The organism is Cupriavidus alkaliphilus (assembly GCF_014191175.1).
Lineage (GTDB): Bacteria > Pseudomonadota > Gammaproteobacteria > Burkholderiales > Burkholderiaceae > Cupriavidus > Cupriavidus alkaliphilus.
Genome location: NZ_JACHWE010000001.1, coordinates 1,330,836 through 1,357,597 on the forward strand (window position 1 = coordinate 1,330,836; position 26,762 = coordinate 1,357,597).

Here is a 26,762-nt window from a genome sequence, read left to right on the forward strand (position 1 = left end):
GTCTGTGTCCTTGCAATATGTCCGAACGACTATCGCCAGTCGGCGGGGCTAGCCATGAGAATCGGTGTGTCGCGTTGCAGCAGCGCTTGCTCCCAGTCAAGGACCGGCCGGTTCAATGCCTTGCTGCCTAAACCGAAGAAGACAAAATCTGCCGTCCTGGCAGATCCAAACATGATTAGTGGCCCGCGATAGGCCACGAGGCCATCGACGACTCGCCGCATCGAGAGCGGCGCCTGGACCGCGTCGAAAAGCACGCCGCCACCATCTTCTGGCAATTGCCCTTGGCGAAGGACGCCGTGCTGGTGCGTGACAATGTCCAGACTCGGTTTGCCGTAGGGTGCCTGTCGGAATGCTGCCTTCACGGCCGAGTATCTGTCAGGGTAGAGATGGGCAGCATCGCTTCTGATCATCCTTGTGGAGTGCGAGGCAGACGCTGGGAAAGAGCGGAATACCCATGCACGAAGCGCGCCCAGTACCGTCTTGGGGGCAACAACCTGCATGCAGTATGGGGGGCGGTCGTCTTTGACGACTACTTCGGGAAAATGGTGCCGGATGGCACCGGCAACGGTGCAGCCAAAGGCGGATTCCGTTGGGTCATAGAGGATGCAGGAGCGCAGCCTATCTTCCTGAAGTGCCGCATGGTTGTCCTCTGCATACGGAAAATTCGCGCTGAAAACATCGTGCACAAAAGTCGGAAACGTCAGCGCGCCTGACAGCGCAAACGCTGCGCCATAGCCGAGAGAGTATCCCGCGACATGCGTTGGCGCTCCGTGTTGCCGCATCACCATGGCAGCACAGAGAAACAGTACCAATTGTGTGACCCTCGCGGTGCGTATGTTCGCCAAGTCAGACGGGTCCAGCAGCCGAGGCTTTGCCACTTCTTCGAAGACAGCGCGGCGATAGGTGTCCTCGTACCAGTCCGTGAGCGGCTGAAGCAGACCCGCGTGCGCGCGGAGTTCGCGCAATGTCGTGTGCGGCGATTGGCAGTACCGGCGTTCTTCCACACAGCTGGCGTAGTTGAAAAAATAGCCCTGATACGTCATCTGCACGCCTCCGCCAGCGCGGATACAACGCGGTCCACCTGTGCTTCGGTAATGCCCGGCCCCGAGGGCAGCATAATGGCGTGCTCATGCAGGTGTGTGGAGAACGCGTCGTGCTGATAGTACTGAAAGCGCGAATAGACAGGAAGCTGCGGAAGGGGAATCCAGACTGGACGCACCATGATGTGTTGTGCCACCAGTTTTTCGATGACGGATCTGGACGGCTGCGGCAGCTCGATGCATGTCATCCAGAAAACGCCGGCTGACTCAGGCGTGCGTTGTGCAAGCCGCACACCATCCATTCGCTTCTGGATGGCTGTAGCGTAGTATTCGTAGAGTTTTTGCTTTCGATGAATGCGGTCGAACAGCAGCTCCATCTGGGCAACACCTATGGCGGCATTGATGTTGCTCATGCGGAAGTTCAATCCATAATCGTCATGAAAAAATGACATCGTATCGGCCTTGGCCGTCGACGAAAGATGGCGTGCCTTGCGACAGAGCGATTGCGATTTGGCGATCAGTGCGCCTCCGGCCCCCGTCGTGATGATCTTGTTGGCGTTGAAGCTAGTTGTGAAGATGATCTGATCGGCTCGATCGTCGGGCACGGAGGCGCCGAGCGGCATTCCCTTGTAGCAGGCGCCCAAGCATTGCGCGGCATCGTGAATGACCACCAGATTCCATTGCCTGGCTAGCGCGTGAATGCGATCCAACCTTGCGAGGTCACCCCAAAGATGTACGAGGCAGATCGAGGAGACCAGCCTCCCAGAAGCTGTATTGACGACGCGGCCGTCTCGGCGCACGCATCGTTCTTCCAGAAACGCCGCGAGCAGCTCATCGTCGATCTGCCACGTCTGTGGATTCAGGTCTATAAAGACGGGATGCATACCCGCCCGTACCGCGGCACTGGCTGGCGCCGCAAACGTCAACGCGGGAATCAGGATCTCGGTATCTCGCTCACCGGCAAGCTCGAATGCCAGTTGCAAGGCGCAGGTACCGCTCGCGACTGTCACCGCGTCGGCACAACCAAACGTTTGTGCGAGCAACGTCTCGAACTCCTTTACGTACCGGCCGCCGTACGACACCCAGCCGGATTCGATGGCGTGTAGAACATAGTCCCGCTCGCGCCCATTCAGGAGCGGGGCATAGTTGTCGATGCTCCTGTCCTCAAACGTTTGCATAGTGAGCCTCATGGGAAGGAAGGAGGCCAAGTCTCAAGGCTTCGCTGATCTGTCGGGCGGAGTACGCGACGCCATATCGCGGCATGAATTTCAGTTCCTCAACGATCCTGGCGAAACTCACCCGGTAGTTCCTGCGGTCCGCGCCTTTGCCGGTATCGGAGAAGCGCGCGGTCCGGCCCGTTGCCTGGGCAATCGCATTGATCAGGTCAATCTTTCGATAGTTTTCCTCGTCCGATCCAACATTGAAAACGTTGGCGCCGGTGCGAACAGTGGTATCGCTGCAAATGCCGCAAATCAGCTCGGCAAAGTCATTGACATGGCAATACGGTCGCCACGTTTCGGAATCGTAGACATCGAACGGCGTGTCCATGGCGATGGCCCGTGCAAATTCGTTGACCGTCAGGTCAAAGCGCATCCGCGCCGATAGTCCATGCGCCGTTCCAAAACGCAGGATATAGGTTTCGAGTGTGGCTGTATTTTCGATCAGCCAGTGCTCGGCCTCAACTTTCGTTTCCGCGTAGAGCGACAGTGGATTTAGTGCATTGTCTTCGCTGAGCAAGGCCACCGAATCACTCATACCATAGTTGCTGCAGGTCGACGCGAAGATGAAGCGACTGGCGTCGTTTTCCGAGGCTGCGCCGAACAGTGCCTTGGTGGCGGCCAGATTTGTCTGCCAGGCGACCTCCGGCATCTTCTTGCAGGCGGGGTCTCCAACAATGGCCGCCAGATGAACCACAGCAAATGGACGGATCTGATTTAGCTGCTCTTGGAGCCGTTCGAATTTCCTGATATCGAGCCGGACAAAGGTGAATCGCGGCGTCACCAAGAGCGGCAGTAGACCCGTTGCCCCGTACATCAGGCTGTCCATGCCGATGACGTCAAATCCTTCACTCAGCAGCCTACGGCAGACGCCGCTTCCAATGTATCCGGCCGCACCAGTGACGAGAACCCGTTTCCCTTTGCTCATGCCATTCCCCTCTCCGAGAAAAGCTCATTGGCCCGGTGCAGGTCTTCAATGGTGCCTGCATCGATCCATTTTCCATGATGCTGATAGGTCGCCACATGCGATCCGCGTTCCAGTAGCGATGAGAGAACCTTGTCGACACCTACTTCGCCAGTGCCCAAGGAGCCCAGAAGTGAGCCGATCGATGGCTGCATCAGGTAGTACCCGGCGAGAACCGGGAATGGAACGGTGGGTTTTTCCCTAACTCCCAGCATCCGAGAGTCGTGCGATTCCACCACGCCATATGGCACTCTGTATATGTAGTCATTCACCGCGACTGAGAAGTCGGCGCCGCTGGCCATGTGGAATCGATGAAAATCGATAAGGTCCAGATCTGATGCGATGTCTCCGTTCAGTACCATCAGCGGCTTGCATTCTTTGCAGTCGATCAATTCGTGGCATAGTGCCAGGGCCGACCCGAATGTGCCTCTGGGTTCCGGTTCCAGCAGAAGCTGGATATTCACCCCATATCGTGCCGCCAGCGCTCCTACGATGCTTCCGAAGAGGTCTGCGCAGTAGTGGACGGCAATAAAGATATCCTGCGAACCGGCTCTTGCCAGAGCACTGATATGCCGCTCCAAGAGGCTATGGTCTCCTATAGGCATGAGCGGTTTTGGTATGACTTTCGTGAACGGACTCAACCTGGTACCAAATCCACCCGCGACAATTAATGTTGTCCACATGCTCTGCGCCCTCTACGTTGGGATTCGTTTTAACTCACGTATTCTCTTTCACTCAGCCTCGACAAAATGTCAAATTCAAAATCCGGGAATTTTCGTAGCGAAAAAAGACCTCTTAGGATCGAGGCCGCGTCATAGCCGGAAAGCACTTCGGAGCCACTTAGAACAATATCTAATAGCTCCTCCAGACTGTACGTGACTACCTCGATATCCGGTTCGAGGCTTGCTACCAGAGGTTCTTGGGGCGCTGTTACGAGCGTCAGGAAGCTGTAACCCATGTTCGAATGCGTTGATGGATTAACAACCATCGCTCCGGTCAAAAGAAGGGGAGAACATGCTGCCAAGCCGGTTTCTTCCCGCAGTTCTCTGACGGCGGCGGCAGCGCGCGATTCCCCTTCGTCGATCAGTCCACCTGGCAAGCCCATCAGTATCTCGCCAAAACCATGCCGGTATTCACGTATCAAATAGACGAGACCAGTCCGAGTTACCGGCATTATGTTGACCCAGTCCCGTCCGCCAATTATGTAATAGGGATCGACAATGGATCCGTCGGACCTTAGGCAGCGATGGCGCCTAAGGTGAATCCACTCGTCCTTTATGAGATCATCGCTGGCCAAGATATTCCATTTTTTAATCATCAATCCTCCTAAGAATGGCATGGGCCATGGAGTTGAATCCGAAATGGGATGGGCGTTGATTTAATCGTCGGGTATTTCTGATTGTTTGCGGCCATGGCAAAGGCCGCAAGTAAAAAAAATCAGTAGCGATTTAAATATTGTCAATGTATTGAATTTGCCACTTCAATACAATGCCCCCTCGTTTGGGGGGGCCATTGGCATCGCCCAACGAGCCGCGCAGGCAACAGCGCATGTTCAAACAGATCCATGCGGATCTCTGTGCCCTAGATTTCACCGATTCCTATGATCGCGTCGCCGCGTTCGATCAATAGGCGTAAGCGCGCTCGTCGGGTCGTGGCGACTGTTTTTCACTACGTTTTGCCGAGGGTGATGCCTTTCAAGCCAGGACTGGGCGGTGATCGCCGACGAGCGCGTTAGGACTGAGGAGGTGTTGTCCAACGGGCCGCGAGTTGACAGCACGTCTAAGACGGTCTACGGCGCATTGCGCGGCGAGCGTCATCCCGCCAGCCATCTCCCTTCTCTGAGCCGCTCATGCAGGAAATCCCCCAGCACCCGCACGCGCGCGCTGTGCCGCAGGTCGGGGTGGGTCAGCACCCACAGGTCGGTGTCCATGGCGGCATCGGGCGGCGCCAGCCGCACCAGCGCCGGATCGTCCCCGGCCAGCAGGCACAGCAGCATGCCGGCGCCCATGCCATGCCGGACCGCGTCCGCCATCGCCACCAGGCTGTCGGCGCTGACCGCGCGGCGCGGCTCCGGCACGTGCTCGCGTATCCAGCGCGCCTGGGCCAGGTGCGACAGCGCTTCGTCCGGCACCACCCAGTCATAGGCCGGCCAGTCCGCCAGCGCGGGGCTGTCCGCCGTGGCCGACAGCCCGAGTTGCTGCAGGTAGCTGCGCGCCGCGTACGGCGCTGTCTGGAGCCGGCCGATGCGGCGGCCCACCAGGTACTCCGGCGGCGCATTGGCCGGGCGGATGGCCACGTCGGCCTCGCGCCGGCTCAGGCTGAGAAAGCTGTTGTTGACGACCAGCTGCAGCTGGATGCGCGGATGCAGCGCGCGAAATTCGGCAAACAGCGGCATCAGCAGCGCGCCCAGCAGTGTGTCGGTGGTGGTCACGCGCAACGGCCCGCTCAGCTGGCGGTCGAGGCCGGACAGCTGGCGCTGCGCCGCATCGATCTGTTCGCCCACCCCGGCCAGCCGTTGCGCCAGCGCCTCGCCGGCCGGGGTCATGGCGTAGCCGGTGGCATGGCGCTCGAACAGCAGCGTGCCGAGGGTGTCTTCCAGCCGCGCCAGGCGGCGCAGCACCGTCGAGTGGTTGACGTGCAGGACGCGCGCGGCGCCGGCCAGCGAGCCAGATTGGCTGACGGCGAGGAAGTATTTCAGGTCGTCCCAGTCTGCTTCCTGCATGTTTGCATAATCCTTTTGCACGATTGGCCAGTTCCCGTGCGGATCCGCACAGCCTACAGTGGCTGGGCGTGGCCGGCAATGGTTGCCGGCGCGCACCGGGCTCAGGGAGGAAAACATGGCGATGGCGTGGACGCTGCTGGTGCTGGCCGGGCTGATCGAGATCGTGATGGCGCTGGCGCTGAAACATACCGACGGCTGGACCCGCCTGGGCCCGACGGCGCTGGGCATCGGCGCCGCGCTGGCCAGCATCTACCTGCTCAGCGCGGCGCTGCGGCACCTGCCGGTGGGGACGGCCTACGCGATCTGGACCGGCATCGGCGCGATCGGCGTGACGCTGATCGGCATCCTGTTTCTGGGCGAGAGCGCGTCGCCGCTGCGGCTGGTGCTGATCGGGCTGATCTTCGTCGGCATCGGCGGGTTGAAGTTGCTGCCGGCCTAGCCCGCATCCGCATGGCATGCAGGGATGGCGGGCGCGTTCGGTACACTATCTGGCCTAGTCAAAGGCCGGAGTCGCCCCCGCCATGAATTTCGATGCCCTGCTGGAGCTGTTCCAGCAACGTATTCCCGCCCACCCGTGGGCGCAGATCGCGCTGTACCTGGTCGCGCTGTGCCTGATCGCCGCGCTGGCGCAATGGCTGTTCGGCCATGTGATGTCGCGCATCGCCCACCGGCTGCTGAAGGTGTGGGGCAAGACCCCGTGGAGCACGGCGCTGACGCGCCATCGCGCCTACCGGCGTTTCGGCTACGCGGTGGGCTTTGCCGTGATCACCGTCGGCATTGGCGAAGTGCCGCACATGGGCCGCTATGCGCTGGCGATCGAGCGCCTCGCGCATGCCAGCCTGTGGGTGTGCTTCTTCCTGATGCTGGGCGGCGTGCTGGGCGCCTGGCAGGACGTGTACGCCAGCAGCCGCCGGGCACAGACGCGCTCGATCAAGGGCTATATCCAGGTGGGCCGGCTGGGGTTGGGGCTGGTGTGTGCCGTGCTGGTGCTGTCGATCCTGATCAACCGCTCGCCGCTGTGGATGCTGTCCGGCCTGGGGGCCTTGTCGGCAGTGCTGCTGCTGGTGTTCAAGGACACACTGCTGTCGCTGGTCGCGAGCACGCAGCTGACTTCCAACGACATGCTGCGCATCGGCGACTGGATCGAAATGCCCCAGTGCAACGCCGACGGCTACGTCAAGGACATCGCGCTGCATACGGTCAAGGTGCAGAACTGGGACAACACCGTGACCACGGTGCCGACCTACAAGCTGTTCTCGGAAAGCTATCGCAACTACCGCCAGATGTTCGAATCCGGCGCGCGCCGGATCAAGCGCACGTTGCGGCTCGATGCCGGCAGCGTGCGCTTCCTCGAAGACCGCGAGGTCCACGCGCTGATGCGCTTTCGCCTGCTGCACGACTACCTGGAAGAAAAGCAGCGCGAGGTCGACGAGGCCAACCGGCTGCTGATCGCCGCCGGCAACGACCCGGTCAACCGGCGCCGGCTGACCAATATCGGCACCTTCCGCGCCTATGGCATCGCCTACCTGAAGGCGCACCCCGAGATCCACCACGACCTGCTGCTGAACGTGCGCATGATGGAGCCCGATTCGCAGGGCATCCCGGTCGAGATCTACTGCTTCACCGCGCTCACCGCGTGGATGGACTACGAGCGCATCCAGGGCGATGTGTTCGACCACCTGCTGGCGATCCTGCCGGAACTGGGGCTGCGGCTGTACCAGGCGCCGTCGGGCGCCGACCTGAACGGCGTGCGCATCGCGCCGGTGCTGGCCGCGGCGCAGGTGGCGGCCGCACAGGCGGTCCAGCATGCCCCGGCCAACGGCGCCGCCGCGGGCAGCCATCCGATGTAGCGGGGATGTAGCGGCATGTAGCGGGATGCAGGGAGGCGCGGCTCAGCCGACCGCGCGCGGGCGCACGCGGCTGGCGGCTTCCTTGGCGCGCGTGCGCGCGGTGTCGACGTCGTCGGCATAGGCCAGCGCCACGCCCATGCGGCGGCGAGCGAAGCTCTCAGGCTTGCCGAACAGCCGCACCTCGGTCTGCGGCACGCGCAAGGCCTGGTCGACGCCGTCGAAGACCACCCCCTGGGCTTCCACGCCGCCGTAGATCACGGCGCTGGCGCCGGGGCTGCGCAGCGTGGTGTCGACCGGCAGGCCGAGGATGGCGCGGGCATGCAGCTCGAACTCGTTCTGCCATTGCGTGGCCATGGTGACCATGCCGGTGTCGTGCGGGCGCGGGCTGACCTCGCTGAACCAGACCTGCTCGCCCTTGACGAACAGCTCGACGCCGAACAGGCCCATGCCACCCAGGTCGGCGGTGACCGCCTGCGCGATGCGCTGCGCGCTTTCGAGCGCGGCCGGGTGCATCGGCTGCGGCTGCCAGCTCTCTACGTAGTCGCCGCTGACCTGCACGTGGCCGATCGGCGCGCAGAACTGCGTTTCCACCTGGCCCGTGGCGCCCACCGCGCGCACCGTCAGCAGCGTGATCTCGTAGTCGAAATCGATAAAGCCCTCGACGATCACGCGGCCGTGGCTGACGCGGCCGCCGGCCATGGCGTAGTCCCACGCCGCCTGCACGCCCTCGGGACCGTCGATCTTGCTCTGGCCCTTGCCCGAGCTGCTCATCACCGGCTTGACCACGCACGGGTAGCCGATGCCGCCATCGATCGCGGCCTGCAGTTCCTCTAGCGAATCGCAGAACTTGTAGGGGCTGGTGGGCAGGCCGAGCGACTCGGCGGCGAGCCGGCGGATGCCTTCGCGGTCCATGGTCAGGCGCGCGGCGCGCGCGGTCGGAATCACGCGCACGGTGCCGGCGGCTTCCAGCGTTTCCAGCATCGGCGTGGCGATGGCCTCGATCTCGGGCACCACCAGGTGCGGCTTCTCGGCTTCGATCAGGGCCTTGAGCTGGTCCGGGTCGCTCATGGCGATAGTGCGCGCATGATGCGCGACCTGCTGGCCGGGCGCGTTGTCATAGCGGTCGACGGCGATGGTCTCCACGCCCAGGCGCTGCAGCGCGATCAGCACCTCCTTGCCGAGCTCGCCGGAGCCGAGCAGCATCACTTTGGTGGCGGAGGGGGAAAGGGGCGTTCCGAGGGTGGTCATGGCGGCAGGGCGGCGAGGCGATGGGAAAACCGCGATTGTACGTGCTGCCGCCCGCTGGTGCCGCCGGGCCTAGTCTTCGGCGTCGCGCGAGCCGGTGGGGCGACGCGCCGCCTGGTCCCTGCGGTCGGCGGCCTCGGCCTCGGCCGGGCTCGACGCGACGCCGTACATGCCGTGGCGCGGCGTGCCCGGGGGCAGGTTGCCGAGATCGGTGGGCTGGTAGGGGTGCGGGCCCGGCGGCGGCTGCGAGGTGTCGCTGGAAGGATGCGCGCGGCCGGTCAGCTTCTCGTCGCGGGTCACGCTGTGGCCGCCGTAGTGGTAGTCGGTCAGCGAGCCTTCATGCGCGGGCGCCGACGGGGCCGGCGCGCCGGAGATATCGGTCACGCGTACCGGAATCGACGGATAGACCTGCTGGGCGGCGGCGATCGCCATCTCGGGCGAGTCGAACTCGCCGTCGAGCCGCTCCGGGGCGCCATTGCCGGTGCGCATTTCCAGATGCCAGCGGCCGTCTTCCGGGCCGCACACCAGGATTTCCTGTTCGGTCGAGGTCATGGGGGCCTCCTTGGGTCTGAACGTTGCGTCTCTGCGCAGACAGGCACGAACCATTCCAGCGCTGCCCCCGCGTCGTACCGGCCTGTGCGCACGTCGGGTGACGCCAGATTTACAATGCGCGCCCGTTCTTACCGCCGCCCCGCTCAGGACGTGGCCATCAACGGCGGCCGCGGCCGGGTCACCACCGCGAAAGCGATCTGCGCCAGTCCCGCCGCCAGGCCCAGCGCGACGCCGGCCTGCCACGCCACGGTATAGGAGCCCAGCGCGTCATAGACCAGCCCGCCGCCGAAGGCGCCGACAAAGCTGCCGATCTGGTGGCTGAAGAAGGCCACGCCGCCCAGCATCGCCTGCCAGCGCAGGCCGAAGGTCTCGGCGATCCAGCCCGACACCAGCGGCGCCACGCCCAGCCACAGGAAGCCCATCACCGCGGCGAACACCAGCGTGCTCTGCGGCGTCGGCGCCGACGAGAAATACCACGTCAGCGCCAGCGAACGCAGCGTATAGATGCCGCCCAGCAGCATCAGCTTGTTGTAGCGGCCGCCGGCCCAGCCGAAGAAAATGCTGCCCAGCACGTTGAAGCCGCCGATCACGCCCAGCGCCTCGGCGCTGAGCATCGGGTCCATGCCGCACACATCGAGATACGACGGCAGGTGCGTGGTCAGGAACACCAGCTGCATGCCGCAGACAAAGTAGGCCAGCGCCATCACCACGAACGGCGCGTGGCGCAGCGCGGTGCCCAGCGCCTGGCGCGCATTGTCCTGGCCGATGCCCGCCGGCGTCGCCAGCGGCAGCCGGTCGACGCGCCCGGCCGACCACGCCGCCGGCAGCATCACCAGCGCCAGCAGCACGAATGCGGCCAGCCCGGTGCGCCAGCCATAGGCCTGCGTCACCATCTGCCCGATCGGCGCCGCCAGCAGCGCCCCCAGCGAGCCCGCGCCCGACACCAGCCCCAGCACCGTGCTGCGCAGCGCCGCCGGCACCGGCCGCGCCGCCACCGCCATCGCCAGCGCGCTGCCGGTGCAGGCCATCGACGCGCCGATGGCCACGCCCGCGCCCAGCGTGACGCCGACCAGGCTGTGCGCGGTCGCCAGCAGCACCAGCCCGACCACGTATAGCAGCGACCCCGCCATCATCAGCGGCCGGAAGCCGATGCGCGTGGCCCAGGCACCTGCGAGCGGCTGCAGCAGGCCCCACGCCAGGTTCTGCACGGCGATGGCGACGGTGAAATCCGACACCGAGATGCCGATATCGCGCGTCAGCGGCGGCATGAAGATGCCCAGGCTCTGGCGCAGGCCCATGGCCAGGCTCAGCATCACCGAAGCGCCGAGCAGGATCGGCAGCGCCGGGCGCAGGCCCTCGAAGCGGGACGGGGATGAAGACGGGGTAGGTGCGGGGAAGAGGGGCACGGTAGGTCTCGTCGCGGGGTTTCGTTATCGTTGTGAGCCCCCGGGCGCCTTCCATGTCTGCAATGTCTGGAATTTAAGCGGGCACTGAATATACCGCAGGGTAAGGCGAGGGTATGCCGCGGCGCCCGGCCGTGTCAATTTGGCTTTGGGCCGGGCCGCCTTCCGATTTGGCAAAGGCGGCCCGGCCAGGCCCGGCGATCAGTCCAGGCTGACCTTCGACGCGCGGATGGTCTCGCCCCAGCGCTGGATCTCGCCGCGGACCAGCGCGGCGAACTTCGGCTGCGGCTCGCCGCCTGGGGTGCCGCCCATGTCGCGGAAGCGGGCCGCGACCTCGGGATCGCGCATGGCCTTGCCCAGCGCCTCCTGCAGCGCCGCGGCAACCGCCGGCGGGGTTTTGGCCGGGGCGAAGAAGCCCAGCCAGCCCATCACGACGAAGTCCTTGACGCCGGCTTGCGCCATGGTCGGCACGTCGGGCAGCGCGGGCAGGCGCTCGGCGCTGGTCACCGCCAGTGCGCGCAGCTTGCCGGCGCGGATCTGCGGCAGCGCCTGCGTCAGGTTGTCGAACATGAAGGTGGTTTCGCCCGCCAGCACCGAAGTGGTGGCCGGCGTCGATCCCTTGTAGGGCACGTGGATGACCTCGGTGCCAGTGCGCAGGCGGAACAGTTCCGCGGTCAGGTGCGTGGTCTGGCCGATGCCGGCCGAGGCGTAGGAATACTTGCCCGGCGACTGCTTGAGCTGCGCCACGAGCTCGGCCACGCTGCGCACCGGCGCCTGGGCGCCGACCACCAGCACATTGGCGAACGAGATCAGGTCGGTCAGCGGCAGGAAATCCTGCGGCTGGTAGGGCAGCTGCTTGTAGGCGCTGTAGTTGATCGCATGCGAGCCGGTATTGCCGACCAGCAGCGTGTAGCCGTCCGGCGCGGCGCGCATGAAGGCCTGCGTGCCGATGATGCCGCCGCTGCCGGGCTTGTTGTCGACCACCACCGGCTGGCCCAGGATGGCCGACAGCTTCTGCGCCACCAGCCGCGTCGGGATATCGGTGGTGCCGCCGGGCGCACCGGGCACGATGATGGTGATCGGCCGCTCGGGCCAGGCCGCGGCATGCACGGTGCACGGCAGCGCCGCGGCAATGGCCAGCAACATGGCTGCGCTGGTGTGGGACAGCGATGCGGGCAGCTTGGGTGTCATGGGTCTCCTCCACGTATGTTTATGGGCTGCTTGGCAAGGCAAGAACGGCCGGCTTGCGGCCGGCCGTTCTCAGGTCAGGGCGGAAGCTCTCACTTGCCCGTCCATACCGGTTTGCGCTTCTCGGCGAAGGCCGCCGCGCCTTCGCGTGCGTCGGCGGAAGTAAACACCGGGTCGATCAGCGGCTTCTGCCGCGCGAACATTTCCTCGCGGGTCCAGTCGCCCGACTGCGCCACCACCTGCTTGCTGGCGGCGACGGCCAGCGGCCCGTTGGCGCCGACCGCATCGGCCAGCTGCAGCGCGGCGTCGAGCGCGCCGCCGGCATCGGTCAGGCGGTTGACCAGGCCCAGCGCGTAGGCGCGCTCGGCCGGCAGCATGTCGCCGGTCAGCGCGTATTCCATCGCCACGTGGTAGGGCACGCGGCGCGGCAGGCGGATCAGGCCGCCGGCCGCGGCGGCGAGGCCGCGCTTGACCTCGGGCAGGCCGAACTTCGCCGCGCGCGAGGCCACCACCAGGTCGCACGCCAGCACCAGCTCGAAGCCGCCGGCGAGCGCATAGCCCTCGACCGCGGCGATCAGCACCTTGCGCGGCGGCTGCTCGGTCACGCCGCCGAAACCGCGGCCGGGAATGCTCGGGCGCTTGCCGGCCAGGAAGCCTTTCAGGTCCATGCCGGAGCAGAAGGTGCCGCCGGCACCGGTCAGCACCGCCAGGCTAAGATCGTCGCGCGCATCGAGTTCATCCAGCGCGGCGGCAATCGCCGTGGCGGTCTCGAAGTCCATCGCATTGCGGGCCTCGGGACGGTTGATGGTCAGCACCATCACGTTGCCGCGGATTTCCTTCAGCAAGGTATCGCTCATGCGTTCTCTCCTGTCTGGTCGGCCGGTTCAGCGCGGTGCCATGCGAATGGCGCCGTCCAGGCGGATGGTTTCGCCGTTGAGCATGGGGTTCTCGAGGATGTGCAGCGCGGTCGAGGCGTATTCGTCGGGCGCGCCCAGGCGCGCCGGGTGCGGCACCATGGCGCCGAGCGAGGCGCGCACGTTCTCGGGCAGCCTGGCCAGCAGCGGGGTGTCGAACAGCCCCGGGGCGATGGTGCAGACGCGGATCGCGCGCTGCGCCAGGTCGCGCGCGGCCACCAGCGTCATGCCGACGATGCCGGCCTTGGCCGAGGCATAGGGAATCTGGCCGATCTGGCCTTCGTAGGCGGCCACCGACGCGGTCAGCACGCAGGCGCCGCGTTCGCCGTCGACCAGCTCGTTCTTCGCCATGCGCGCGGCGCCCAGGCGCAGCGCGTTGAAGGTGCCGATCAGGTTGATGCGCACGATCGACTCGTACTTTTCCAGCGAGCCGGGCGAGCCGTCCTTCTCGACCACGCGCACCGGGCCGCCCAGGCCGGCGCAATGGATCAGCGCGCGCAGCGGGGCGATGGCCTCGGCAGCGTCGTAGACCGCGTTCATCTGGTCGGTGTCGGTCACGTCGGCCTTGAGGAAGCGGACCTTGCCGCCGAACTCGTCGACCACGGCGTTGCCGCGCTCTTCCGACAGGTCGGCGATGACCACGTCGACGCCGCGTTCCACCAGGCGCCGCACGCAGGCCAGGCCCAGGCCGGAAGCGCCGCCGGTGACAACGGCGGACATATTGGTCAGTTTCATGGTGTGTCTCCTTGATGGGAAATCGGGATGGGGCAGGGCGTTGCTTACAGGCGCTCGATGATGGTGGCGTTGGCCATGCCGCCGGCTTCGCACATCGACTGCAGGCCATAGCGCTGGCCGCTGTCTTCCAGCGCATGCAGCATGGTGGTCATCAGCCGCACGCCCGAGGCGCCCAGCGGATGGCCCAGCGCGATCGCGCCGCCGCGCGGGTTCAGCCGCGCCGGGTCGGCGCCGAGCGCGCGCTGCCACGCCAGCGGCACGCAGGCAAAGGCTTCGTTGATTTCGTAATGGTCGATCTGCTCCAGCGTCAGGCCGCTCTTCCCGAGCGCGCGCTGGCTGGCGGGGATGGGGGCGGTCAGCATCGCGATCGGATCGTCGCCGCAGACGTCGAACGCGACAAAGCGCGCGCGCGGCTTCAAGCCCAGGCGCTGCGCCATCGCCTCGCTCATCAGCAGCATCGCGGCGGCGCCGTCGCTGATCTGCGAGGCATTGCCGGCGGTCACGTTCCAGCCGATCTGCGGGAAGCGCGCGCTCAGCTCGTCGTTGCGGAACGACGCCTGCAGCGTGCCCAGCTTCTCCACCGAAGTGCCGGGACGAATGGTCTCGTCGTGCTCGACCACGCCGTTGGGGGTGCTGATGCCCACGATCTCGCGGCGGAAGGCGCCGCTTTCGCGCGCGGCGGCGGCCAGTTCGTGCGAACGGGCCGAGTAGCTGTCCATCTGCCCGCGCGACAGCTCGTACTTTGCCGCGACCAGTTCGGCCGCCACGCCCTGCGACACCAGGCCCGGCGCGTAGCGCGCTTCCATCGACGGGCCATACGGGTTCTGGCCGATGCGCGCCGAGCCCATCGGCACCCGGCTCATCGACTCGATGCCGCAGGCGATGACGATGTCATAGGCGCCGGCCATGATGCCCTGCGCGGCAAAGTGCACCGCCTGCTGGCTGGAGCCGCACTTGCGGTCGATGGTGGTGGCCGGCACGTGCTCGGGGAAACCCGCCGCCAGCCACGCCACCCGGCCGGGGCCGGCGGATTGCTCGCCCGCCTGCGTCACGCAGCCGGTGATGACGTCGTCGACCAGGCCCGGGTCCAGCCGGTTGCGCTCGACCAGGGCCTTGAGCACCTGCGCCAGCAGTTCGGTGGCATGGAGTTCGGTAAAGGCCGAGCCCGGCTTGGAGCGGCCCATCGGGCTGCGGATGGCGTCGACGATGACGGCTTGTTGCATGCGGAGTCTCCTGAGAAAGCTGAGCGTTGCGAGTCGTGCGGGGATATTGAGACGTCTGTATCGAAAAGTGCTCGTCCAATACGATGAATTGGGATTCTGGCGTCGGAAAATCGCCGTGTAAACGTAAAAGGCCTGGTTTGACTTTCGAAAAGCCGAAGGGCAACATCCGGGTTTTGAGACCCGCGTATCAAAAAACTTCAAACCCCGGCCTGCCGATGACTAATGCTCCACACGCCTCCGTGGCCTCGCCGTCCACCGACGCCGACGGCGAGGCTCGCCTTGTCAGCGCGCTGGCGCGGGGCGTCTCGATCCTCAACTGCTTCTCGCCGGCGGTGCAGGAACTCAGCAGCCGCGAACTGATGGAGCGCACCGGGCTGGCCAAGCCGACCCTGTTCCGGCTGCTCGACACGCTGTGCGGGCTGGGCCTGCTGCATTACTCGGAACGGCTGTCGCGCTATGTGCCTGGCGTCGGCCTGATCAACCTGGCCGCGCCGGCGCTGGCGCGCATGACGATCCGCCAGCTGGCGCGGCCGGCGATGCAGGAACTGGCGGACCATATCGCCGGACAGGTCGAGCTGATCGTCGGCAGCGGCCATGCGCTGACCTATGTCGAGATCGCCCAGGGCGTCGGCAGCCATGTGTTCCGGCCCGAGGTCGGCACGCGCTTGTCGGCCTCGCGCACCGGCTCGGGCCGCGCCTACCTGCTGCGGCTGGAAGAGGCGCAGCGCGAGGCCTACCTGGCCCAGCTGCGCGCCACCGACCCGCCGCGCGCCGACTGGCTGCAGGCGCGCCTGGACGATGCCGCGCGCGACCTGCAGGAGCACGGCTTCTGCCGCGGCCATCGCGACCTGCACCGCGAAGTCGAATCGGTGGCCGTGCCGCTGGGCACGCGCCGCGACGGCGAGGCGTGGATCTTCGCCGCGTCGGTGCCGGTATTCAGCCAGCAGAGCAAACAGCTGGAGGAGGATATCGGTCCGCGCCTGGTCAGCCTGGTGCGCAATGTCGAAGGCGCGCTGGGCGTGGCGGGATAGGGAGGATAGGGGGGATAGGGCCACGCCAGCGAGATTGTGGCGGCCGCTTCAGTTGCCGGTAAAGACCGGCGTGCGCTTGTCCAGGAAGGCCTGCACCGCTTCGCGGTGATCGGCGGTCTGGTGCGACAGCGCCTGGAAGCCGGCCGACAGTTCCAGCAGCGTATCCAGCCGCGTATGCATGGCTTCGCGCATCAGGCGCTTGGCCAGCCGCACCGCGTGCGGCGGATTGGCGGCGATGCGGCCGGCCAGCTCATAGGCGGTGGGCAGCAGCGCCTCGGGCGCGACCACGCGCGACACCAGGTTCCATTCGAGCGCCAGCCTGGCGTCGATCGGCTGGCCGGTGAAGGTCATCTCGGCCGCCCGCGACAGCCCGATCACGCGCGGCAGCAGCCACGCGCCGCCGTCGCCCGGAATGATGCCCAGCTTGACGAAGGACTCGGCGAACTGCGCCCGCTCCGAGGCAATGCGGATATCGCACATGCAGGCCAGGTCCAGCCCCGCGCCCATGGCCGCGCCATTGACCGCGGCGATCACCGGCACTTCGAGGTTGAACAGCGCCAGCGGCAAGCGCTGGATGCCGCAGCGGTAGTCCTGGCGGATCTCCATGCCCGGCACCGTGCCCGAGGCCTGGCGCTCCATGTCCTTGATATTGCCGCCCGACGAGAACGCCGTGCCGGCGCCGGTGATCACCACCGCGCGCACGCTGCGGTCGGCATGGATGCGGTCGATCGCGGCCAGGAACTCCGCCACCGCGGTGTTGCCGGTAAGCGGGTTGCGCCGCTCGGGCTCGTTCATGGTCAGGGTGACGATGTGGTCCTGCTGTTCGGAGAGAAGGAACTGGCTCATGTCGGGGGCTCCGGGTAGGGATGCGGGGTCTGTCCTGGGGCCAAGGCTAAGCCAGGGCGGGCGGCAGCGTCCAATATTCATTTCTTCCATGGCGATATCCGTTGGATATTGCTCGCCGGGCCGGCCGTGCCGCCGGATCCGGGTTATCCCTGTACCCATAACGCGAGGGCTCACCGATGATCGGTGGGCCCCGGCCACCGCCCGGCATCGCGCAGTACCGTAATCCTGCAGTCCCGAATTCCAACAACAATGCCCTTCAGGAGACGATATGAGCCATGCGTTGAAGCCGGCAACGGATCCCGTTGCCGCCGAATTTGCGTCCGCATCTGCCACCGGGGTTGCGGCCGAGGTTGCCCGCGCCAGGCGCCGTACCAGGACCCGCGCCGCGGCCTGGCTGGCCACCCTGGCACTGGCGGCGCAACTCCTGCCCGCCAGTGCGGCGGCCCCGCGCAACGCGGCGGCCAGGGTCGACGGCGCCTTCATCAGCGCCAATGCCGGCACCACGCGAGACTGGCCCAGCCATGGCCTGGACTACGCCGAGACCCGCTTCAGCCGGCTGCGCCAGATCGATAGCGCCAATGTGCGCAACCTGGGGCTGGTGTGGAGCTATAACCTGGAGTCGACGCGGGGCGTCGAAGCGACCCCGCTGGTGGTCGACGGCGTGATGTACGTGACCGCGTCGTGGAGCGTGGTGCATGCGGTCGATGCGCGCACCGGCAAGCGGCTCTGGACCTTCGATCCCAAGGTCGACCGTTCGCTCGGCTATCGCGGCTGCTGCGACGTGGTCAACCGCGGCGTGGCGCTGTACCAGGGCAAGGTGTTCGTCGCCGCCTACGACGGCCGGCTGATCGCGCTCGATGCCGCCAGCGGGCGCAAGCTGTGGGAGCAGGACACCATCATCGACCGCCGCTATTCGTACACCATCACCGGCGCGCCGCGCGTGTTCAAGGGCAAGGTCATCATCGGCAACGGCGGCGCGGAGTTTGGCGTGCGCGGCTACATCACCGCCTACGACGCCGCCACCGGCGCGCAGCAGTGGCGCTGGTTCACCGTGCCCGGCGATCCGTCCAAGCCGTTCGAGGACGAGTCGATGGCGGCCGCCGCCAAGACCTGGGACCCCAGCGGCAGGTATTGGGAGGCGGGCGGCGGCGGCACCGCCTGGGACACGCTGGCGTTCGATCCGGAACTGAACCTGATGTACGTCGGCACCGGCAACGGCGCGCCGTGGTCGCGCAGCAAGCGCAGCCCGGCCGGCGGCGACAACCTGTACCTGGCGTCGATCGTCGCGCTCGACCCCGACACCGGCAACTATGTCTGGCACTACCAGGAGACCCCGGGCGACAACTGGGACTACACCTCGACCCAGCCGATGATCCTGGCCGACCTGAAGCTGGAAGGGCAACTGCGCAAGGTCATCCTGCACGCGCCCAAGAACGGCTTCTTCTTCGTCATCGACCGCACCAACGGCAAGTTCATCTCGGCGAAGAACTTCGTCGACGTCAACTGGGCCACCGGCTATGACGCCGGCGGCCGCCCGATCGAGCGGCCCGAGGCGCGCGCCGCCGACAAGGCCTATGACGCGATCCCCGGCCCGTACGGCGCGCACAACTGGCATCCGATGTCGTTCAACCCGCAGACCGGGCTGGTCTACCTGCCGGCGCAGCACGTGCCGCTCAACCTGATGGACGACAAGAGCTGGCAGTTCAATGAAGGCAAGCCCGGCACGCCGCATGGCAACGTGGGCTGGAACACGGCCAAGTTCCTCAATGCCGAGCCCCCGAAAAGCAAGCCCTTCGGCCGGCTGATTGCGTGGGACCCGGTGCAGCAGAAGGCCGCGTGGACGCAGGAGCTGGTCTCGCCGTGGAACGGCGGCACGCTGACCACGGCCGGCAACCTGGTGTTCCAGGGCACCGCCGACGGGCGCTTCGTCGCCTATGACGCGCGCAATGGCGACAAGCTGTGGGAATCGCCCACCGGCACCGGCGTGGTGGCCGCGCCGGTCAGCTTCGAGCTCGACGGCAGGCAGTATGTCTCGGTGGCGGTGGGCTGGGGCGGGGTCTACGGGCAGGCGCAGCGCGCCACCAACCGGCAGGGCCCGGGCACGGTCTACACCTTCGCGCTCGGCGGCAAGGCGCCGCTGCCGGCCTTCGCCGAATACCGTGCCGGCAAGCTGCTGCAGGGCGTGAAGTACGACCCGGCGCTGGTCAAGGACGGCACCGCGCTGTACGTCAGCAACTGCGTGCTGTGCCACGGCGTGCCCGGCGTCGACCGCGGCGGCAATATCCCCAACCTGGGCTATATCGACGCCGCCTTCATCGAGAACCTGGACAAGGTCGTGTTCAGGGGACCGGCGATGGCGCGCGGCATGCCGGACTTCACCGGCAAGCTGACGCCGCAGGACGTCGAGAAGATCAAGGCCTTTATCCAGGGCACCGCGGACGCGGTGCGGCCCAAGCCCTGAGCGCGGGGAAGGGGCGGGGCCCGCGCCCGGCCCCGGGGCCTGGAAGCCGGGCGCCGCGCCGATCGGCTTGCGCGCGGCGCGCCGGCCCGGCGCTGCATCTGGCCGTACCGCCAGGACGGCGACCGGCATGCGCATGGCGACACCGCTTTCAGATTCTTGCGCGATACGATGATTTTTTTCGAGTATCGCGCCAATTGACTGGCACAGCCGGCGCAATGCCGGCAGAATCGGGACAGTAGCGGCCGGTATCGTCCGCACAGAGCCTCCAGACCATGACCATCGCCCCGACTGTCCAGCCCCGACCCTTCTTCCTGCTTGCGACCCGGCCCGCGATGCGCCGCCAGGCCGGCCGGCACCTGCCGGCCGCGAGCCCGCGCAACGGTTGATGGGGGCGGGCATGGCGCTGCCGCTGCTGATTGCGCTGCCGCTGCTGGCCGCGGCACTGACGTGGCTGACCGGCACGCGTGTCCCGCGGCTGCTGGCGCCGGTCATCATCGGCCTGCCGCTGGCCGCGCTGATGCTGCTGCTGAGCCTGCGCGGCGAGGTCTTCGCGCAACCGGGGCACGCACTGGGCTGGCGCGTGGCGTGGCTCCCCGCGCTGGGGCTGGACCTGTCGCTGCGCCTCGACGGGCTGGCCTTCCTGTTCGCGCTGCTGGTGCTGGGCGTGGGCCTGCTGGTGATCCTGTATGCGCGCTACTACCTGGCGCGCAATGAATCGGCGGTGCGCTTCTTCTGCCTGCTGCTGCTGTTCATGGCGGCGATGCTGGGCGTGGTGCTGGCCGGCAACCTGCTGCTGCTGGTGGTGTTCTGGGAGCTGACCAGCATCCTGTCGTTCCTGCTGATCGGCTTCTGGTCGTGGCGCGCCGATGCGCGCCAGGGTGCGCGCATGGCGCTGGCGGTGACCGGCGGCGGCGGGCTGGCGCTGCTGGCGGGGGTGCTGCTGCTGGGCCATATCTGCGGCAGCTTCGAGCTGTCGGTGGTGCTGGCGCAGGCCGGCAAGGTGCAGCACCACCCGCTGTACCTGCCGATGCTGGTGCTGGTGCTGCTGGCGGTGTTCACCAAGTCGGCGCAGTTCCCGTTCAGCTTCTGGCTGCCGCACGCGATGGCCGCGCCCACGCCGGTCTCGGCCTACCTGCACTCGGCCACCATGGTCAAGGCCGGCGTGTTCCTGCTGGCGCGGCTCTATCCGGTGCTGGACGGCACCAACAGCTGGTTCTACATGGTCAGCATGACGGGGCTGGCCACGCTCATCGTCGGCGCCGGGCTGGCGCTGCTGCAGCGCGACCTGAAGGGCCTGCTGGCGTATTCCACCATCAGCCACCTGGGGCTGATCACGCTGCTGTTCGGCCTCGATACCCAGCTCAGCACGGTGGCGGCGATCTTCCACATCATCAACCACGCGGTGTTCAAGGCGTCGCTGTTCATGGCCGCCGGCATCATCGACCATGAAACCGGCACGCGCGACCTGGACCGCCTGCGCGGCCTGGCCCGCTATATGCCGCATACCGCGGTGCTGGCGATCGTGGCGTCGCTGTCGATGGCGGGGGTGCCGCTGTTCAACGGCTTCCTCAGCAAGGAAATGTTCTTCGGCGAGACCCTGGCGCAGGGCCTGCTGGGCGAGTTCAACTGGGTGATCCCGGCCGCGGCGACCATGGCCGGCGCACTGACCATGGCGTATTCGCTGCGCTTCATCTACGGCGTGTTCTTCGGCGGCAGCCGGCCCGACCTGCCCAACTACCCGCCGCACGAGCCGCCGCGCTTCATGAAGGTGCCGGTGGAATTCCTGGTGGTGATCTGCCTCGTGGTCGGGCTGGTGCCGGCCTACACCGTCGGCGACCTGCTCGCGGCCGCGTCGCTGGCGACGCTGCGCGCGCCGCTGCCCGAATACAGCCTGAACCTGTGGCACGGGGTCAACCTGCCGCTGGTGATGAGCCTGGTGTCGATGGCCGGCGGCGCGACCCTGTTCTTCCTGCGCCGCGACGCGCTGCGGCGCTGGCAGCAGGCGATCGAGCACCTGAGCGCGCGGCGCTCGTTCGAACACGGCATGCGCGCGCTGGAACGCTTTGCCGCGGCGGTCACGCGCTGGCTGGAAAACGGCTCGCTGCCGACCTATATCGCGTGGATGCTGCTCGCGATGCTGGCGCTGCCGGCCTATTTCCTGGCCGACCTGGCGGCGCTGGCCGGCAGCGTGCCCGCCGGCGCCATCGATCCGATCGGCGCCGCCACGCTGGCATTGCTGGCGCTGTGCGCGATCGCCGTGGTGGCGACGCACCGGCAGCGGCTGCTGGCGCTGGTGCTGCTGAGCGGCTGCGGGCTGATGGTGTCGCTGGCGTTCCTGCGCTTTTCGGCGCCGGACCTGGCGCTGACCCAGATCTCGGTCGAGGTGGTGACGATCCTGGTGCTGGTGCTGGCGCTGTTCTACCTGCCGCATGAAACGCACGAGCGCCCGCGCGCCGGCCGCCGCGTGCGCGACGCCGTGCTGGCGCTGGGCGGCGGCACGCTGCTGGCGGTGGCGGCCTACGCGGTAATGACGCGGCCGTATGACCCGGTGTCGACCTTCTACGTCGAGCAGGCGGTGCCGGGTGGCGGCGGGCACAACGTGGTCAACGTGCTGCTGGTCGACTTCCGCGGCTTCGACACGCTCGGCGAGATCTGCGTGCTGCTGGTCGCCGGGCTGGCGGTACAGGCCCTGCTCAAGGGCATGCGCCTGCCGGCCCCGTCGGCGGCGCCGGACGGCCTGCCGTGGACCAGCCAGTCGCATCCGCTGCTGCTGGCGATGCTGGCGCGGCTGATGCTGCCGCTGACGCTGCTGGTGGCGGCCTTTATCCTGCTGCGCGGACACAACCAGCCGGGCGGGGGCTTTATCGCGGCGCTGATCACCTCGGTGGCGCTGCTGCTGCAATACGTCGCCAGCGGCGTGCGCTGGACCGAAGCCCGCATCGCGCCGGACTACCGCGCCATCGCCGGCGCCGGCATCCTGCTGGCAGGGCTGACCGGCCTCGGCAGCCTGGCCTTCGGCTATCCGTTCCTGACCACCGCCTTCGGCCACTTCCACCTTCCCGGCATCGGCGAGGTGGAGCTGGCCACGGCCATGATCTTCGACCTGGGAGTGTTCTGCACCGTGACCGGAACCACGCTGGTGATCGTGTCTCACCTGGGCGTCCGCAACCTGCCGCCGGCACAGGCCACGGAGGACGACTGATGGCAGCGCTCTACGCCATCGCCATCGGCATCCTGACCGCCGCGGGCATCTACCTGCTGCTGCGCGAGCGCGTGTTCACGGTGGTGCTGGGGCTGACCCTACTGTCGTATGCGGTCAGCCTGTTCCTGCTCGGCATGGGGCGACTGTCGATCGGCCGGCCGCCGGTGATCGCGCCCGGCGCCAGCTATGCCGATCCGCTGCCGCAGGCACTGGTGCTGACCGCGATCGTCATTGCCTTCGGCATGACCGCGTTCGCGGTGGTGCTGGCGCTGCGCTCGCTCGGGCTGACCGGCAGCGACCATGTCGATGCCGCCGGCCGGCCGCAGGCGCGCGACGGCCACACCGCCGCGGGCGGCAACGCTGGCGACAAGGAGCCGCGGCCATGAACCATGCCGTGCTGCTGCCCATCCTGATCCCGATGTTCGCCGGCGCGCTGCTGACGGCGATGCCGGCCCAGCGGCTGCACGCGCAGCGCGCAGCCAGCGCGGTGGCCGCGCTGCTGCTGGTGCCGGTAGCGGTGCTGCTGCTGCGCCAGGCGGCCGGCGGCGAGATCGCGGTCTATGCCATGGGCAACTGGAGCGCGCCCTTCGGCATCGTGCTGCAGCTGGACCGCACCAGCGCGATGATGCTGGCGCTGACCGCGCTGCTGGCGGTGGCCGCGCTGGCCGCGGCGGGCGAGGGCACGGCGCGCCAGGGGCGGCACTTCCACGCGCTGTTCCAGTTCCAGCTGATGGGCCTGAACGGCGCGTTCCTGGCGGGCGACCTGTTCAACCTGTTCGTCTTCTTCGAGATCCTGCTGATCGCTTCCTACGCGCTGCTGGTCCATGGGGCGGGGCGCGCGCGCGTCGGTGCCGGCCTGCACTACGTGATCCTGAACCTGGTGGCGTCATCGTTCTTCCTGGTCGCGATCGGCGTGCTGTACGGGCTCTCGGGCACGCTCAACATGGCGCACCTGGGCCTGCGCCTGGCCGGGCTGCCGGCCCAGGACCTGCCGCTGGCGGTGGCCGCGGGCGCGATGCTGATGCTGGTGTTCGCGCTCAAGGCGGCGCTGTTCCCGCTGTACTTCTGGCTGCCGCGCGCCTATGGCAGCGCAACCGGGCCGGTGGCGGCGCTGTTCGCCATCATGACCAAGGTCGGCATCTATGCCATGCTGCGTTGCGACGCGCTGATCTTCGGCGGCGCGCAGGGGCTGCTGGGTCCGTTCCTGCACGACTGGGTGTTCGCGCTGGCGCTGGCCACGCTGGCGGTCGGGGCACTGGGCGCGCTGGCCGCGACGGCGCTGCGCGCCCTGACCAGCTACCTGGTGGTGGCGTCGGTCGGGCTGCTGGCGGCGTGCGTGTCGATGCAAAGCCAGGCCGGCTGGGCCGCGGCGCTGTACTACCTGCTCAGCACCACGCTGTGCACCGCCGCGCTGTTCCTGCTGGCCGATGCGCTCGAGCCCGAAGCCGCGCGCACCGACGGCGCGCCGGTCATTGCCTCGCGCCTGGCCGGCCTGCTGTACCTGGTGGGCGTGGTCGCGGCGGTGGGCCTGCCGCCGCTGTCGGGCTTCCTCGGCAAGGCCATGATCCTGCGCGCCACGCCGGCGCCATGGATGCCGCTGCTGTGGCCGGCGGTGCTGGGCTCGAGCCTGCTGCTGCTGATCGCCGTCTCGCGCACCGGCACGCGGCTGCTGTGGCGCCTGCCGCATGAGGCGCAGCGCGTCGCCGAAGGCGCCGAATACCTGGACGAAGACCATCCCGGCGCGGCGCGCCTGCGGGTGCGGCCGGACGCGCGCAAGCTGGCCTGCTGCATGCTGCTGCTGGCCGGCAACCTGGCACTGACGGTGGGCGCGCGTCCGGTCAGCGATTACGTGGCGGATGCCGCCGCGCAACTGCTGGACCGCGCCGCCTACCTGCGGGCGGTGCTGCCCGGCGAGCGGGGGTAGGCCATGTTGCGTCGTCTGCTGCCCCATCCCTGGCTGAGCCTGATCCTGATGCTGATGTGGCTGATGCTGGCGCAGAGCATCGCGCCGGGCCACTGGCTGCTGGGCGCGGCGCTGGGCTGGGCCATCGGCCGGCTGGCCGACCGCTGGCTGGTGCTTGGCGCCTTCCGCCTGTCGCGTCCGGACCTGATCCTGCGCCTGAGCTGCCATGTGCTGATCGATATCGTCAAGGCCAACGTGGAAGTGGCCGTGATGGTGCTGGGACGCACCGCACGGCTGCGCCCGGCGTTTATCGTGGTGCCGCTCGATGTCGAGCATGAGCTCGCCACCACCGCGCTGATCAGCATCGTCTCGCTCAGCCCCGGCACGCTGTGCGCCGAACTGAGCGACGACCGCCGCGCCTTGCTGGTCCATGTGCTGGACCTGGAGGAAGAAGCCGCGCTGGTCGCGCTGATCAAGTCGCGCTATGAAACCCCGCTCAAGGAGATCTTCCAATGCTTGCCATCGTGATACCGGTCTGCCTGGCGATCCTTGGCCTGGCCTTCCTGCTGACGCTGGGCCGGCTGCTGCGCGGGCCCAGCCTGCCAGACCGCATCGTGGCGCTCGACACGCTCAACATCAATGCCATCGCGCTGATCGTGGTGCTGGGCATCAGCCTGGACTCGGCGGTGTTCTTCGAGGCCGCGCTGCTGATCGCGGTGATGGGCTTTGTCGCTACCGTGGCGCTGTCCAAGTACCTGCAACGCGGCGATATCATCGAATACTAGGAGCCGGCCCATGCTGCATCCCGTTGCCGAATTCATTGTCTGCGCGCTGCTGCTGGTGGGCAGCGTGTTCATGCTGGTCGGGGCCATCGGCCTGTTCCGGCTGCCGGATTTCTTCATGCGCCTGCACGGGCCGACCAAGTCGACCACGCTGGGCGTGGGCGGCGTGGTGCTGGCCTCGGTGGCGTACTTCAGCTTCCGCGGCGACGCCAGCCTGCATGAGCTGCTGGTGACCGCCTTCCTGTTCCTGACCGCGCCGATCAGCGCCCATATGCTGGCCAAGGCCGCGCTGCAGCGGCAACTGCCGGTGGACCCGCGCACGCGAGGGAGCGGGTGGATGCCGCGGATTCGGGATTGAGTGGAAGACGGCGCCATCCAGGGCATGCACTTGTTGAGCGCTTTTCTCACCTCTCCCGCGTGCGGGAGAGGGGCGGGGGTGAGGGCCCGCGCATCCACAAAGTCAACCGCATCGATCCCAGCATCCCCTGGCATTCACCGATAAACGCTATTTCTCCTCGATGCGCGCGCGCAGCCGTTGCGCATCGAACGGGGCCTTGACCTTCTTGTCGTTATCGAAGTAGCAGTAGATGTCCCGATGCGCGGCGGCGCGAGGCCGCTTCGGCGAGATCCGCTGCGCGTCGGCGGGCTCGCCGCCATTGGCCCACTTGACCAGCCGCGCGGCCCAGCGGTCCAGCGCCGTGTCGGAATAGGCGCCGCCATACAGCGTCTCGGTGCCATGCAGGCGCAGGTACAGGAAATTGCTGGTCACGTCCTCGGCATAGGGCCAGTCGGCGACGGCATCCGAGATGACCAGCGCCACCCGGTGCCGGCGCAGCAAGGCCGGGAACTCCGGCGTGCAGAAGCTGGCGTGGCGGATTTCCACCGCATGCCGGATCGGGCGCCGGCGCCGGGTCTCGCACCACGGCTCCCTGACGTTGCGGTTGTGCTGCCGCGCCAGCTCGCGGGCGCTGTGCGTGTCGTGCGGAATCAGCGACAGGAAGCGTTCCATGCGCTCGGGATCGAAGCCGAAGTTGGGCGGAAACTGCCACAGCACCGGCCCCAGCTTTTCCTCGAGCGCCAGCACGCCGGAGGCAAAGAAGTTGGCCATCGCCGGCCGCGCCGAATCGTCGCGAAAGCGCAGCATGTGGGTCAGGTAGCGCGGGCCCTTGACGCTGAACACGAAGCCCGGCGGCGTGGCCTCATGCCAGGCGCGATAGCTTTTCGGCGTCTGCAGCGCGTAGTGCGAACCGTTGATCTCGATGGTCTCGACCGCGCGCGACGCATATTCGAGCTCGCGCCGCTGCGCCAGCCCCTCGGGATAGAACACGCCGCGCCAGCCGGCGTAGCGCCAGCCTGAGATGCCGATCCGGATCATCGTGATGCCCTGGTCTGTACTTTTTGCAAGCGGCGGCGCCACGGTTCATGCGGTTGACCCCGAAGTTCCGTCGCGGAAGCCTGTCGCGGCCATTCTTGCAAGATTCGCG

At 67.1% G+C, this 26,762-nt stretch carries 25 protein-coding genes; 10 read left to right on the top strand and 15 right to left on the bottom strand.

The genetic code is table 11. The features are described 5' to 3' along the window. Positions 1-29: 29 nt before the first annotated feature. The 6 genes from FHX60_RS06280 to FHX60_RS06305 all read right to left on the bottom strand — a co-directional run bounded on the left by FHX60_RS06280 (position 30) and on the right by FHX60_RS06305 (position 5,943). Positions 30-1,043, bottom strand: coding sequence for a hypothetical protein (locus FHX60_RS06280; RefSeq protein WP_183282772.1), 1,014 nt, complete (start codon positions 1,041-1,043; stop codon positions 30-32). Further along, a complete protein-coding gene (locus tag FHX60_RS06285; protein WP_183282773.1) occupies positions 1,040-2,218 on the bottom strand; it encodes an aminotransferase class I/II-fold pyridoxal phosphate-dependent enzyme in 1,179 nt (392 codons plus the stop codon). Before FHX60_RS06285 ends, FHX60_RS06280 begins: the two co-directional genes overlap by 4 nt. Then, positions 2,205-3,185: an NAD-dependent epimerase/dehydratase family protein gene (locus tag FHX60_RS06290; protein ID WP_183282774.1), complete on the bottom strand. Its 981-nt coding sequence runs from the start codon at positions 3,183-3,185 to the stop codon at positions 2,205-2,207. Before FHX60_RS06290 ends, FHX60_RS06285 begins: the two co-directional genes overlap by 14 nt. Beyond that, entirely contained in the window at positions 3,182-3,904 is a 723-nt protein-coding gene (locus FHX60_RS06295) for a sugar phosphate nucleotidyltransferase (protein WP_183282775.1), read from the bottom strand. The genes FHX60_RS06290 and FHX60_RS06295 overlap by 4 nt, the downstream gene beginning before the upstream one ends. Positions 3,905-3,933: 29 nt before the next feature. Beyond that, the gene (locus FHX60_RS06300; protein ID WP_183282776.1) at positions 3,934-4,539 is read right to left on the bottom strand and encodes an NUDIX hydrolase; all 606 of its coding nucleotides are present in this window, start codon (positions 4,537-4,539) and stop codon (positions 3,934-3,936) included. 495 nt (positions 4,540-5,034) lie between these two features. After that, complete coding sequence (locus FHX60_RS06305; protein WP_183282777.1) at positions 5,035-5,943, bottom strand: LysR family transcriptional regulator; 909 nt, start codon at positions 5,941-5,943, stop codon at positions 5,035-5,037. Positions 5,944-6,064: 121 nt separating this feature from the next. Between FHX60_RS06305 and FHX60_RS06310 the strand changes: the two genes are divergently transcribed. Together FHX60_RS06310 and FHX60_RS06315 are read left to right on the top strand one after the other, a co-directional pair. Further along, positions 6,065-6,382, top strand: coding sequence for a DMT family transporter (locus FHX60_RS06310; protein WP_025586332.1), 318 nt, complete (start codon positions 6,065-6,067; stop codon positions 6,380-6,382). A gap of 82 nt (positions 6,383-6,464) precedes the next feature. Then, positions 6,465-7,793 carry a mechanosensitive ion channel family protein gene (locus FHX60_RS06315; protein ID WP_092318213.1) on the top strand — a complete coding sequence of 443 codons (1,329 nt, stop codon included), beginning with the start codon at positions 6,465-6,467 and terminating at the stop codon, positions 7,791-7,793. A gap of 42 nt (positions 7,794-7,835) precedes the next feature. On the opposite strand, the gene purT is transcribed toward FHX60_RS06315, so the two are convergent. The 7 genes from purT to FHX60_RS06350 form a co-directional block, all read right to left on the bottom strand. Then, positions 7,836-9,041, bottom strand: a complete 1,206-nt coding sequence (gene purT / locus FHX60_RS06320) for a formate-dependent phosphoribosylglycinamide formyltransferase (RefSeq protein ID WP_183282778.1) — start codon at positions 9,039-9,041, stop codon at positions 7,836-7,838. Positions 9,042-9,110: 69 nt separating this feature from the next. After that, complete coding sequence (locus FHX60_RS06325) at positions 9,111-9,590, bottom strand: hypothetical protein (protein ID WP_112777433.1); 480 nt, start codon at positions 9,588-9,590, stop codon at positions 9,111-9,113. A gap of 143 nt (positions 9,591-9,733) precedes the next feature. Further along, positions 9,734-10,903, bottom strand: a complete 1,170-nt coding sequence (locus FHX60_RS06330; protein ID WP_221209939.1) for an MFS transporter — start codon at positions 10,901-10,903, stop codon at positions 9,734-9,736. Between the two features lie 291 nt (positions 10,904-11,194). Beyond that, the gene (locus FHX60_RS06335; protein WP_183282780.1) at positions 11,195-12,184 is read right to left on the bottom strand and encodes a Bug family tripartite tricarboxylate transporter substrate binding protein; all 990 of its coding nucleotides are present in this window, start codon (positions 12,182-12,184) and stop codon (positions 11,195-11,197) included. A gap of 89 nt (positions 12,185-12,273) precedes the next feature. Then, on the bottom strand, positions 12,274-13,038 hold the full coding sequence (locus tag FHX60_RS06340; protein WP_112777430.1) for a crotonase/enoyl-CoA hydratase family protein: 765 nt from the start codon (positions 13,036-13,038) through the stop codon (positions 12,274-12,276). Positions 13,039-13,065: 27 nt separating this feature from the next. Continuing rightward, positions 13,066-13,830, bottom strand: a complete 765-nt coding sequence (locus FHX60_RS06345) for an SDR family NAD(P)-dependent oxidoreductase (protein ID WP_183282781.1) — start codon at positions 13,828-13,830, stop codon at positions 13,066-13,068. A gap of 44 nt (positions 13,831-13,874) precedes the next feature. After that, positions 13,875-15,053: a thiolase family protein gene (locus FHX60_RS06350; protein WP_183282782.1), complete on the bottom strand. Its 1,179-nt coding sequence runs from the start codon at positions 15,051-15,053 to the stop codon at positions 13,875-13,877. A gap of 215 nt (positions 15,054-15,268) precedes the next feature. Between FHX60_RS06350 and FHX60_RS06355 the strand changes: the two genes are divergently transcribed. Beyond that, positions 15,269-16,084: an IclR family transcriptional regulator gene (locus FHX60_RS06355; RefSeq protein WP_183282783.1), complete on the top strand. Its 816-nt coding sequence runs from the start codon at positions 15,269-15,271 to the stop codon at positions 16,082-16,084. A gap of 48 nt (positions 16,085-16,132) precedes the next feature. Here the strand turns inward: FHX60_RS06355 and FHX60_RS06360 are convergent, their stop codons facing one another. Next, positions 16,133-16,930, bottom strand: coding sequence for a crotonase/enoyl-CoA hydratase family protein (locus FHX60_RS06360; RefSeq protein ID WP_183282784.1), 798 nt, complete (start codon positions 16,928-16,930; stop codon positions 16,133-16,135). 268 nt (positions 16,931-17,198) lie between these two features. Here FHX60_RS06360 and FHX60_RS06365 point away from each other — a divergent pair, with 268 nt between their 5' ends. From FHX60_RS06365 to FHX60_RS06395, 7 genes are all read left to right on the top strand, one after another. Continuing rightward, positions 17,199-19,391 (top strand): PQQ-dependent dehydrogenase, methanol/ethanol family, encoded by a 2,193-nt coding sequence (locus FHX60_RS06365; RefSeq protein WP_183282785.1) that lies wholly within the window; start codon positions 17,199-17,201, stop codon positions 19,389-19,391. A gap of 397 nt (positions 19,392-19,788) precedes the next feature. After that, positions 19,789-22,593 (top strand): monovalent cation/H+ antiporter subunit A, encoded by a 2,805-nt coding sequence (locus FHX60_RS06370; protein ID WP_183282786.1) that lies wholly within the window; start codon positions 19,789-19,791, stop codon positions 22,591-22,593. After that, the gene (locus FHX60_RS06375; protein WP_112777424.1) at positions 22,593-22,979 is read left to right on the top strand and encodes a Na+/H+ antiporter subunit C; all 387 of its coding nucleotides are present in this window, start codon (positions 22,593-22,595) and stop codon (positions 22,977-22,979) included. The genes FHX60_RS06370 and FHX60_RS06375 overlap by 1 nt, the downstream gene beginning before the upstream one ends. Continuing rightward, positions 22,976-24,517, top strand: a complete 1,542-nt coding sequence (locus tag FHX60_RS06380; RefSeq protein WP_183282787.1) for a monovalent cation/H+ antiporter subunit D — start codon at positions 22,976-22,978, stop codon at positions 24,515-24,517. The genes FHX60_RS06375 and FHX60_RS06380 overlap by 4 nt, the downstream gene beginning before the upstream one ends. A gap of 3 nt (positions 24,518-24,520) precedes the next feature. After that, on the top strand, positions 24,521-25,024 hold the full coding sequence (locus FHX60_RS06385; protein WP_092318175.1) for a Na+/H+ antiporter subunit E: 504 nt from the start codon (positions 24,521-24,523) through the stop codon (positions 25,022-25,024). Next, entirely contained in the window at positions 25,009-25,281 is a 273-nt protein-coding gene (locus tag FHX60_RS06390; protein WP_025586311.1) for a K+/H+ antiporter subunit F, read from the top strand. The genes FHX60_RS06385 and FHX60_RS06390 overlap by 16 nt, the downstream gene beginning before the upstream one ends. A 10-nt stretch (positions 25,282-25,291) precedes the next feature. Continuing rightward, complete coding sequence (locus FHX60_RS06395) at positions 25,292-25,636, top strand: Na+/H+ antiporter subunit G (RefSeq protein ID WP_013956828.1); 345 nt, start codon at positions 25,292-25,294, stop codon at positions 25,634-25,636. A 147-nt stretch (positions 25,637-25,783) separates the two neighbouring features. Here the strand turns inward: FHX60_RS06395 and FHX60_RS06400 are convergent, their stop codons facing one another. Continuing rightward, positions 25,784-26,653: a DUF72 domain-containing protein gene (locus FHX60_RS06400; RefSeq protein ID WP_183282788.1), complete on the bottom strand. Its 870-nt coding sequence runs from the start codon at positions 26,651-26,653 to the stop codon at positions 25,784-25,786. Positions 26,654-26,762: the final 109 nt, after the last annotated feature.

Excerpts from the sequence above, each read along its gene's own strand:
- FHX60_RS06280 (WP_183282772.1), bottom strand. The coding sequence starts at position 1,043 with ATGACGTATCAGGGCTATTTTTTCAACTACGCCAGCTGTGTGGAAGAA.
- FHX60_RS06285 (WP_183282773.1), bottom strand. The coding sequence starts at position 2,218 with ATGCAAACGTTTGAGGACAGGAGCATCGACAACTATGCCCCGCTCCTG.
- FHX60_RS06290 (WP_183282774.1), bottom strand. The coding sequence starts at position 3,185 with ATGAGCAAAGGGAAACGGGTTCTCGTCACTGGTGCGGCCGGATACATT.
- FHX60_RS06295 (WP_183282775.1), bottom strand. The coding sequence starts at position 3,904 with ATGTGGACAACATTAATTGTCGCGGGTGGATTTGGTACCAGGTTGAGT.
- FHX60_RS06300 (WP_183282776.1), bottom strand. The coding sequence starts at position 4,539 with ATGATTAAAAAATGGAATATCTTGGCCAGCGATGATCTCATAAAGGAC.
- FHX60_RS06305 (WP_183282777.1), bottom strand. The coding sequence starts at position 5,943 with ATGCAGGAAGCAGACTGGGACGACCTGAAATACTTCCTCGCCGTCAGC.
- FHX60_RS06310 (WP_025586332.1), top strand. The coding sequence starts at position 6,065 with ATGGCGTGGACGCTGCTGGTGCTGGCCGGGCTGATCGAGATCGTGATG.
- FHX60_RS06315 (WP_092318213.1), top strand. The coding sequence starts at position 6,465 with ATGAATTTCGATGCCCTGCTGGAGCTGTTCCAGCAACGTATTCCCGCC.
- purT (WP_183282778.1), bottom strand. The coding sequence starts at position 9,041 with ATGACCACCCTCGGAACGCCCCTTTCCCCCTCCGCCACCAAAGTGATG.
- FHX60_RS06325 (WP_112777433.1), bottom strand. The coding sequence starts at position 9,590 with ATGACCTCGACCGAACAGGAAATCCTGGTGTGCGGCCCGGAAGACGGC.
- FHX60_RS06330 (WP_221209939.1), bottom strand. The coding sequence starts at position 10,903 with ATGCTGAGCCTGGCCATGGGCCTGCGCCAGAGCCTGGGCATCTTCATG.
- FHX60_RS06335 (WP_183282780.1), bottom strand. The coding sequence starts at position 12,184 with ATGACACCCAAGCTGCCCGCATCGCTGTCCCACACCAGCGCAGCCATG.
- FHX60_RS06340 (WP_112777430.1), bottom strand. The coding sequence starts at position 13,038 with ATGAGCGATACCTTGCTGAAGGAAATCCGCGGCAACGTGATGGTGCTG.
- FHX60_RS06345 (WP_183282781.1), bottom strand. The coding sequence starts at position 13,830 with ATGAAACTGACCAATATGTCCGCCGTTGTCACCGGCGGCGCTTCCGGC.
- FHX60_RS06350 (WP_183282782.1), bottom strand. The coding sequence starts at position 15,053 with ATGCAACAAGCCGTCATCGTCGACGCCATCCGCAGCCCGATGGGCCGC.
- FHX60_RS06355 (WP_183282783.1), top strand. The coding sequence starts at position 15,269 with ATGACTAATGCTCCACACGCCTCCGTGGCCTCGCCGTCCACCGACGCC.
- FHX60_RS06360 (WP_183282784.1), bottom strand. The coding sequence starts at position 16,930 with ATGAGCCAGTTCCTTCTCTCCGAACAGCAGGACCACATCGTCACCCTG.
- FHX60_RS06365 (WP_183282785.1), top strand. The coding sequence starts at position 17,199 with ATGAGCCATGCGTTGAAGCCGGCAACGGATCCCGTTGCCGCCGAATTT.
- FHX60_RS06370 (WP_183282786.1), top strand. The coding sequence starts at position 19,789 with ATGGCGCTGCCGCTGCTGATTGCGCTGCCGCTGCTGGCCGCGGCACTG.
- FHX60_RS06375 (WP_112777424.1), top strand. The coding sequence starts at position 22,593 with ATGGCAGCGCTCTACGCCATCGCCATCGGCATCCTGACCGCCGCGGGC.
- FHX60_RS06380 (WP_183282787.1), top strand. The coding sequence starts at position 22,976 with ATGAACCATGCCGTGCTGCTGCCCATCCTGATCCCGATGTTCGCCGGC.
- FHX60_RS06385 (WP_092318175.1), top strand. The coding sequence starts at position 24,521 with ATGTTGCGTCGTCTGCTGCCCCATCCCTGGCTGAGCCTGATCCTGATG.
- FHX60_RS06390 (WP_025586311.1), top strand. The coding sequence starts at position 25,009 with ATGCTTGCCATCGTGATACCGGTCTGCCTGGCGATCCTTGGCCTGGCC.
- FHX60_RS06395 (WP_013956828.1), top strand. The coding sequence starts at position 25,292 with ATGCTGCATCCCGTTGCCGAATTCATTGTCTGCGCGCTGCTGCTGGTG.
- FHX60_RS06400 (WP_183282788.1), bottom strand. The coding sequence starts at position 26,653 with ATGATCCGGATCGGCATCTCAGGCTGGCGCTACGCCGGCTGGCGCGGC.